Origin of the sequence: Eudoraea sp. (assembly GCF_049665975.1) — a bacterium.
GTDB lineage: Bacteria > Bacteroidota > Bacteroidia > Flavobacteriales > Flavobacteriaceae > Eudoraea.
This window is the reverse complement of the sequence record NZ_JBATGR010000166.1, coordinates 1-6,935: the sequence shown is the minus strand read 5'-3', so window position 1 is coordinate 6,935 and position 6,935 is coordinate 1. Positions and strand designations below refer to the sequence as shown.

Genomic DNA, 6,935 nt, shown 5'->3' with positions numbered 1-6,935 from the left:
CCGGGAATCAATCCTTTATTAGCCATTTCTCTAAACATTACCCGAGAAATACCAAAAGTTCTCATATAGCCTTTAGGCCTACCTGTTAATTTACATCTATTGTGCATACGAATAGGTGAAGCATTTCTAGGCAGTTTTTGCAAAGCTTCGTAGTCGCCGGCTTTTTTTAAAGCCTTTCTCTTCTCTGCATATTTTGCTACAGCCTTCGCCCTTTTTCTTTCACGGGCCTTCATTGATTCTTTAGCCATACTAATTCTTTTTAAATGGTAATCCCAATTCGGTTAACAATGATTTTGCTTCTTTATCTGTATCAGCACTTGTTACAAAAGTGATATCCATTCCATTAATCCTATTAATCTTATCAATATTAATTTCCGGAAATATAATCTGTTCTGTTACACCAAGGTTGTAATTTCCTCTTCCATCAAAACCTGTCGCTCTAATTCCCTGGAAATCTCTTACCCTTGGCAGGGCAGTAGTCACTAATCTATCTAAAAATTCATACATCTGCTCACCTCTAAGAGTAACTTTAGCCCCAATAGGCATACCCTTTCTGAGTTTAAAAGCTGCAACATCCTTTTTTGATATTGTTGATATCGCCTTTTGCCCTGTGATTAGGGTTAACTCATCTAAAGCATGGTCTACCAATTTTTTATCGGCTACTGCTGCACCAACACCCCTGCTAAGCACTATTTTTTGCAGCTTGGGTACTTGCATTACATTTTTGTAACCAAATTCTTCTTTTAGAGCTGAAACAATTCGCTCTACATATTCTTGTTTTAATCTTGGAACGTAAGCCATAACTAAATTACTTCGTTAGATTTTTTAGAAAATCGTACTTTATTCCCATCTCTTACCTCATAACCTACTCTTGTTGTTTCACCAGATTTGGAATCAATAAGCGATAGGTTGGATAAATGTATAGGAGCTTCTTTTTTCACAATTCCTCCCTGAGGATTTTGCGCACTTGGTTTTTCGTGTTTAGACACCAAATTGGCATCTTCTACGATAGCCTTATTCTTTTCACGGTCTACAAGAATAACTTTGCCTTCTGTTCCCTTATGGTCACCTGCAATTATCCTTACTTTATCTCCCGTTTTTATTCTTAATTTCATCTTACAATATTTTAAAGCACCTCAGGAGCTAATGACACAATTTTCATGAATTGTTTATCACGCAATTCCCTGGCAACAGGTCCGAAGACGCGAGTTCCTCTCATTTCACCCGTAGGATTTAACAAAACACAGGCGTTATCATCAAAACGAATATAAGAACCATCCGGTCTTCTTACTTCTTTTTTTGTTCTTACGACAACGGCCGTTGAAACCGTACCTTTCTTAATACCTCCATTTGGAGTAGCCTCTTTAACAGTAACAACAATTTTGTCTCCAACCGAAGCATATCGCCTCTTAGTACCACCGAGAACCCGTATTGTCAACACCTCCTTGGCTCCTGTATTGTCTGCTACTTTTAATCTTGATTCTTGCTGTAACATAATTATTTGGCTCTTTCTAGGACTTCAACCAGTCTCCAGCATTTGGTTCTACTCAATGGACGTGTCTCCATTATCTTAACAGTATCCCCAATATTGCAGTCATTGGTCTCATCATGTGCAACATACTTTTTTGTTCGCAAAACGAACTTACCATACATAGGATGCTTAACGCGCTTAACTTCAGCAACCACAATAGATTTCTCCATTTTGTTACTAGTTACTACGCCTACTCTTTCCTTTCTTAAATTTCTTTTTTCCATAAAGCAGAACCAATTATTGGTTATCCCTTTTTGTTAATTCAGTAGCCAATTGTGCCACATTTCTTCTTGCCTTCCTAATTTGAAGGGGGTTTTCCAGTGGAGTGACGGAGTGGGCAATTTTAAGGTCTGCATGCTGCTTCTTAAATTGCGCCATTTTCTCCTTCAATTCTTCTACCGATAATTCTTTTATCTCTGATTGTTTCATCATCCTTATTATAAAAATTATTCCGCTTCGTAATCTTTAGCCACTATAAATTTTGTTTTTACCGGTAATTTTTGCGCTGCAAGCCTTAAAGCTTCCTTAGCTATGTCCATGGGCACACCAGCAACCTCAAACATTATTCTTCCGGGCTTAACTACGGCGACAAAATATTCGGGGGCTCCCTTACCTTTACCCATACGAACCTCTAAAGGTTTTTTGGTAATTGGCTTGTCCGGGAAAATTTTAATCCATAATTGCCCTTGTCTTTTCATATACCTGGTCGCAGCAATACGAGCCGCCTCTATCTGACGGGAAGTAAGAAAACTGGAATCCAAAGATTTTATCCCAAACATTCCATTAGAAAGTTGAGTCCCTCTACCGGAATTCCCCTTCATACGCCCTTTCTGCGCTTTGCGAAACTTCGTTCTTTTTGGCTGTAACATAATCTCTAACTTCTTCTTTAATTATTACTTTCTGCGACGTTGTTTTTTACCTCCATCATGCTGCTTTCCTTTGGATTGTCCTTTAGACATCCCAACCAGAGGGGAAAGCTCTCTTTTACCATATACTTCACCTTTCATGATCCACACCTTAATACCCAATCTTCCATAGGTGGTGTGAGCCTCGTGAAGTGCATAGTCTATATCAGCTCTAAATGTGGATAAAGGAATTCTACCATCTTTATAAGATTCTGACCTTGCCATTTCCGCTCCATTCAATCTTCCGGAAATCTGTATTTTTATTCCCTCCGCATTCATCCTCATTGCCGCCGCAATTGCCATTTTAATAGCTCTTCTGAATGAAATTCTATTTTCAATCTGTCGGGCTACACTTGCCGCCACGAGATTTGCATCAACTTCAGGTCTTTTTATCTCGTAAATATTTATTTGTACTTCCTTATCTGTGATTTTTTTGAGTTCTTCTTTTAATTTATCCACTTCCTGGCCACCTTTCCCAATAATAATACCTGGTCTGGCTGTTGTAATGGTTACGGTGATCAGCTTTAAAGTTCTCTCAATAATTACTCTGGATACACTAGCCTTCGCCAAACGTGTATGAACATATTTTCTTATCTTATCGTCTTCGGCTAGTTTATCGCCATAATCGTTTCCTCCATACCAGTTAGATTCCCATCCTCTGATTATTCCTAGACGATTTCCGATTGGATTTGTTTTTTGTCCCATACTAAAATTTCTAGCTTTGTGTATTATTGTTAGATCCCAATACCAAGGTAACATGGTTGGAACGTTTTCTTATTCTATGAGCCCTCCCTTGCGGGGCCGGCCTTAATCGTTTTAGCATGCGTCCGCTGTCTACTGTTATTTCTTTCACAAATAGCTCAACTTCTTCAATATTTACCTCTTCATTTTTTGCCTGCCAGTTAGCAATTGCTGAAAGCAATAACTTTTCCACCCTACGGGAGGCTTCTTTAGGACTGAATCTAAGAATAGCAAGAGCCTTTTCTACTTCTGTTCCACGTACCAAGTCTGCAACTAAACGCATTTTTCTTGGTGATGTAGGACAGTTATTTAATTTTGCAAATGCTATTTTTTGCTTTTCCGCCTTTAGTTTTTCGGCCATTTGTTTTTTTCGAACTCCCATAGCTTACTTACTTTTTACCTTTATTTTTTGCTCCCGCATGACCTCGGAAAGATCTTGTTGGAGAAAATTCACCTAGTTTGTGTCCCACCATATTCTCGGTAACATATACGGGAACAAATTGTCTTCCGTTGTGAACCGCAATGGTCTGACCTACGAAGTCCGGACTAATTGTCGATGCTCTGGACCAGGTCTTTATTACCGACTTCTTTCCAGATTCTATATTCAGCTGGACTTTTTTATCCAAACTATGATGAATGTATGGTCCTTTTTTTAGTGAACGTGCCATTTCTTTCTACTTTTTATTTCTTTCTACGTTCTAATATATACCTATTTGTATCCTTGGTCCTGGACCTAGTTCTGAATCCTTTAGCAGGAATTCCATTTTTAGATCTTGGATGCCCACCAGAGGCCCTTCCTTCACCACCACCCATTGGATGATCTACAGGGTTCATAGCAACTGGTCTTGTTCTTGGTCTTCTACCCAGCCATCTGCTTCTTCCTGCTTTACCGGAAACAATTAACTGTTGATCTGAATTAGAGACTGCACCAATAGTTCCCAAACAATTTGCAAGTACCAATCTGGTCTCCCCGGATGGTAGTTTTACAGTGGCATACTTTCCTTCTCTTGCCATTAGTTGAGCAAAAGTTCCAGCACTTCTTGCCATAATCGCACCCTGACCGGGGCGTAATTCAATACAAGAAATAATAGTTCCCAATGGAATCTTACTTAAGGGAAGTGCATTACCAATCTCAGGAGCTGCATTTTCACCGGAAGATATTTTCTGACCCACCTGCAAGCCATTCTGTGCAATAATATATCGCTTATCGCCATCTTTGTATTCTACTAAGGCGATAAAAGACGTTCTATTTGGATCATACTGGATAGACTTTACTACTGCAGCAACGTCTTGCTTATCCCGTTTGAAATCAATAATTCGATACCTCCTTTTATGTCCACCACCTCTATGGCGTATGGTCATTTTTCCTTGACTGTTTCTACCTCCAGACTTTTTTAACGGAGCAAGCAAGCTTTTCTCCGGCTTATCAGCAGTAATGGCGTCAAACCCGTTTACTACTTTAAAACGCTGTCCTGGAGTGATCGGTTTTAATTTTCTAACTGACATTTGGTGTCTTTATAGATTACTGTAAAAATCGATTACTTCCCCTTCTTCCACATCAACAATGGCCTTCTTAAATGCATTAGACTTCCCGTGTTGAACCCCTGTTTTTGTAAAACGAGTTTTACGTGAAGGACCATAATTCATTGTCCGAACTTTTTTCACTGAAACGCCATAAGCCGCTTCAACGGCATCCTTGATCTGTAGTTTATTGGCCTTAGGATTCACAACAAAACCATAGCGATTATACAACTCGCTATCTGCTGTCATTTTTTCCGTTATAATTGGCTTTATCAACACACTCATGTCTAACCTATTTATTTAAGTTCGCTTCAATTCCTTCTAAAGAACCTTCCAGAAGAACGATTTGATTTGCATTAAGAATTTTGTAAGTGCTTAATTCTGAATTAGTTACTACTTCATAACCTTTTAAATTACGCGACGACAAATATACATTATTATTTGAATCACCCAACACAAACAAAGACTTTTTGTTTTCCAATCCTAATGATTTCAAAACCTGAATGAAATCCTTGGTCTTTGGGGAATCAAAATTAAAGTCTTCTACAACCATAATCGCCTGATCCTGACCCTTAAGACTTAGAGCAGATTTTCTCGCCAACCTCTTTACATTCTTATTAAGTTTTTGTGAATAATCTTTTGGTCTGGGTCCAAAAACCCTTCCTCCTCCGCGAAATATCGGAGATTTAATGCTTCCCGCTCGCGCGGTCCCAGTTCCCTTTTGTTTCTTAATCTTCCGGGTACTTCCAACTATATCAGCACGTTCTTTGGTGCTATGAGTGCCTTGCCTTTGATGAGCCATGTACTGCTTAACATCCAAATAAATTGCATGCTTGTTGGGTTCTATTTTGTAAACTGCGTCCGAAAGGTCTGCCTTTCGCCCAGTTTCTTTTCCTTTTACATCTAAAACTGCTACCTTCATTACTTCTCTATAGTTAAGTAAGCATTTTTATGACCGGGTACACAACCTTTCAAAACCAAAAGATTCTTTTCCGGAACAACTTTTAAAACTCTGAGGTTTTGAACGGTAACTCTACCGCCACCCATTCTACCTGCCATTTTCATTCCTTTAAATACTCTTGCAGGATATGAGGCAGCGCCAATTGAACCAGGAGCTCTGAGTCTGTTATGCTGACCATGAGTTGCTTGTCCAACTCCCGCAAAACCGTGTCGCTTAACCACTCCCTGAAATCCTTTTCCTTTGGATGTAGCCGAGACATCTACAAATTCGCCTTCAACAAATACGTCGACACCAACGGTCTCACCTAATTTAAATTCTCCTTCAAAATCCCGGAACTCAACGACTTTCTTTTTGGTGGAAGAACCTGCTTTTTTAAAATGGCCCAATTCAGCCTTATTAGCACGCTTTTCTGCCTTGTCATCGAAACCAAGCTGAAGGGCATTGTACCCGTCTACCTCTTCGGTTCTGACTTGGGTAACTACGCATGGTCCAGCCTCTATGACAGTACAGGGAATGTTTTTCCCTTTGTCGTCAAAAATGCTGGTCATGCCTACTTTCTTTCCTATTAACCCAGACATATTATTATTATTAATTAGTAATTATTCTTAAACTATATTTTTGTGCAAAAAAAACAGGATCAAAAACAATTCGATCCCGAATATATTTTTGTTGCCGTTTTTCCTTTGCGAAACGCTCCGGACATGTTATCCGTTTCAAACCGAAACGGACTGGTCTATCAAACTTTTATCTCTACCTCAACCCCACTTGGAAGCTCCAGCTTCATAAGCGCGTCTATTGTTTTCGATGACGAGCTATAGATATCCAGAAGTCTTTTATAAGAACTCAACTGGAACTGCTCCCTCGATTTTTTGTTCACGTGGGGTGAACGTAAAACCGTAAATATCTTTTTATGTGTTGGTAAAGGAATTGGACCTGTTACCACAGCACCAGTCGTTTTTACCGTTTTCACAATCTTCTCGGCAGATTTGTCTACCAGGTTATGATCGTACGATTTTAGTTTTATTCTAATTTTCTGACTCATAATACTAAAATTTAGGCGGTTACACCTGTTGCTGCTTTTATAACCTCTTCAGCCAAACCAGAAGGGGTTTCTGCATAATGTGAAAATTCCATGGTTGAAGTTGCCCTGCCAGAGGACAATGTCCTAAGCGAAGTTACATAACCAAACATTTCCGAAAGACGCACCTCTGCCTTGATGACTTTAGCACCCGCTCTGTCGTCCATATTGGTAACATGTCCTCTTCTGCGATTAAGG

General features: G+C 39.4%; 15 protein-coding genes and 1 pseudogene. All 16 read right to left on the bottom strand.

Features of this window, described 5'->3' with window-relative positions; translation table 11 throughout:
• A partial coding sequence (gene rpsN, locus WBN20_RS06405) for a 30S ribosomal protein S14 (RefSeq protein WP_424281112.1) occupies positions 1–248 on the bottom strand: 248 nt, incomplete at its 3' end.
• Position 249: 1 nt separating this feature from the next.
• The gene (gene rplE / locus WBN20_RS06400; RefSeq protein WP_424281111.1) at positions 250–801 is read right to left on the bottom strand and encodes a 50S ribosomal protein L5; all 552 of its coding nucleotides are present in this window, start codon (positions 799–801) and stop codon (positions 250–252) included.
• 2 nt (positions 802–803) lie between these two features.
• Positions 804–1,115: a 50S ribosomal protein L24 gene (gene rplX / locus WBN20_RS06395; protein ID WP_424271896.1), complete on the bottom strand. Its 312-nt coding sequence runs from the start codon at positions 1,113–1,115 to the stop codon at positions 804–806.
• A gap of 11 nt (positions 1,116–1,126) precedes the next feature.
• Positions 1,127–1,495, bottom strand: coding sequence for a 50S ribosomal protein L14 (rplN, locus tag WBN20_RS06390; RefSeq protein WP_299160421.1), 369 nt, complete (start codon positions 1,493–1,495; stop codon positions 1,127–1,129).
• Between the two features lie 2 nt (positions 1,496–1,497).
• A complete protein-coding gene (gene rpsQ / locus WBN20_RS06385) occupies positions 1,498–1,755 on the bottom strand; it encodes a 30S ribosomal protein S17 (protein ID WP_297706035.1) in 258 nt (85 codons plus the stop codon).
• A 13-nt stretch (positions 1,756–1,768) separates the two neighbouring features.
• Positions 1,769–1,960, bottom strand: coding sequence for a 50S ribosomal protein L29 (gene rpmC, locus WBN20_RS06380; protein ID WP_424271894.1), 192 nt, complete (start codon positions 1,958–1,960; stop codon positions 1,769–1,771).
• 17 nt (positions 1,961–1,977) lie between these two features.
• Positions 1,978–2,400: a 50S ribosomal protein L16 gene (gene rplP / locus WBN20_RS06375; RefSeq protein WP_424271893.1), complete on the bottom strand. Its 423-nt coding sequence runs from the start codon at positions 2,398–2,400 to the stop codon at positions 1,978–1,980.
• Positions 2,401–2,424: 24 nt separating this feature from the next.
• Positions 2,425–3,141, bottom strand: coding sequence for a 30S ribosomal protein S3 (gene rpsC / locus WBN20_RS06370; protein WP_424271892.1), 717 nt, complete (start codon positions 3,139–3,141; stop codon positions 2,425–2,427).
• Between the two features lie 10 nt (positions 3,142–3,151).
• Positions 3,152–3,559 carry a 50S ribosomal protein L22 gene (rplV, locus tag WBN20_RS06365; RefSeq protein WP_424271891.1) on the bottom strand — a complete coding sequence of 136 codons (408 nt, stop codon included), beginning with the start codon at positions 3,557–3,559 and terminating at the stop codon, positions 3,152–3,154.
• Between the two features lie 7 nt (positions 3,560–3,566).
• Positions 3,567–3,845: a 30S ribosomal protein S19 gene (rpsS, locus tag WBN20_RS06360; RefSeq protein ID WP_424271890.1), complete on the bottom strand. Its 279-nt coding sequence runs from the start codon at positions 3,843–3,845 to the stop codon at positions 3,567–3,569.
• Positions 3,846–3,858: 13 nt separating this feature from the next.
• Positions 3,859–4,683, bottom strand: coding sequence for a 50S ribosomal protein L2 (gene rplB, locus WBN20_RS06355; RefSeq protein ID WP_424275485.1), 825 nt, complete (start codon positions 4,681–4,683; stop codon positions 3,859–3,861).
• A 9-nt stretch (positions 4,684–4,692) separates the two neighbouring features.
• Complete coding sequence (rplW, locus tag WBN20_RS06350; RefSeq protein WP_019668206.1) at positions 4,693–4,983, bottom strand: 50S ribosomal protein L23; 291 nt, start codon at positions 4,981–4,983, stop codon at positions 4,693–4,695.
• Positions 4,984–4,990: 7 nt separating this feature from the next.
• The gene (gene rplD / locus WBN20_RS06345; protein WP_424272791.1) at positions 4,991–5,620 is read right to left on the bottom strand and encodes a 50S ribosomal protein L4; all 630 of its coding nucleotides are present in this window, start codon (positions 5,618–5,620) and stop codon (positions 4,991–4,993) included.
• Positions 5,620–6,237 (bottom strand): 50S ribosomal protein L3, encoded by a 618-nt coding sequence (rplC, locus tag WBN20_RS06340; protein WP_424272792.1) that lies wholly within the window; start codon positions 6,235–6,237, stop codon positions 5,620–5,622. Before rplC ends, rplD begins: the two co-directional genes overlap by 1 nt.
• 158 nt (positions 6,238–6,395) lie before the next feature.
• On the bottom strand, positions 6,396–6,701 hold the full coding sequence (gene rpsJ, locus WBN20_RS06335; protein ID WP_007094989.1) for a 30S ribosomal protein S10: 306 nt from the start codon (positions 6,699–6,701) through the stop codon (positions 6,396–6,398).
• An 11-nt stretch (positions 6,702–6,712) separates the two neighbouring features.
• A pseudogene (fusA, locus tag WBN20_RS06330) lies at positions 6,713–6,935 on the bottom strand (elongation factor G); the annotation flags it as partial.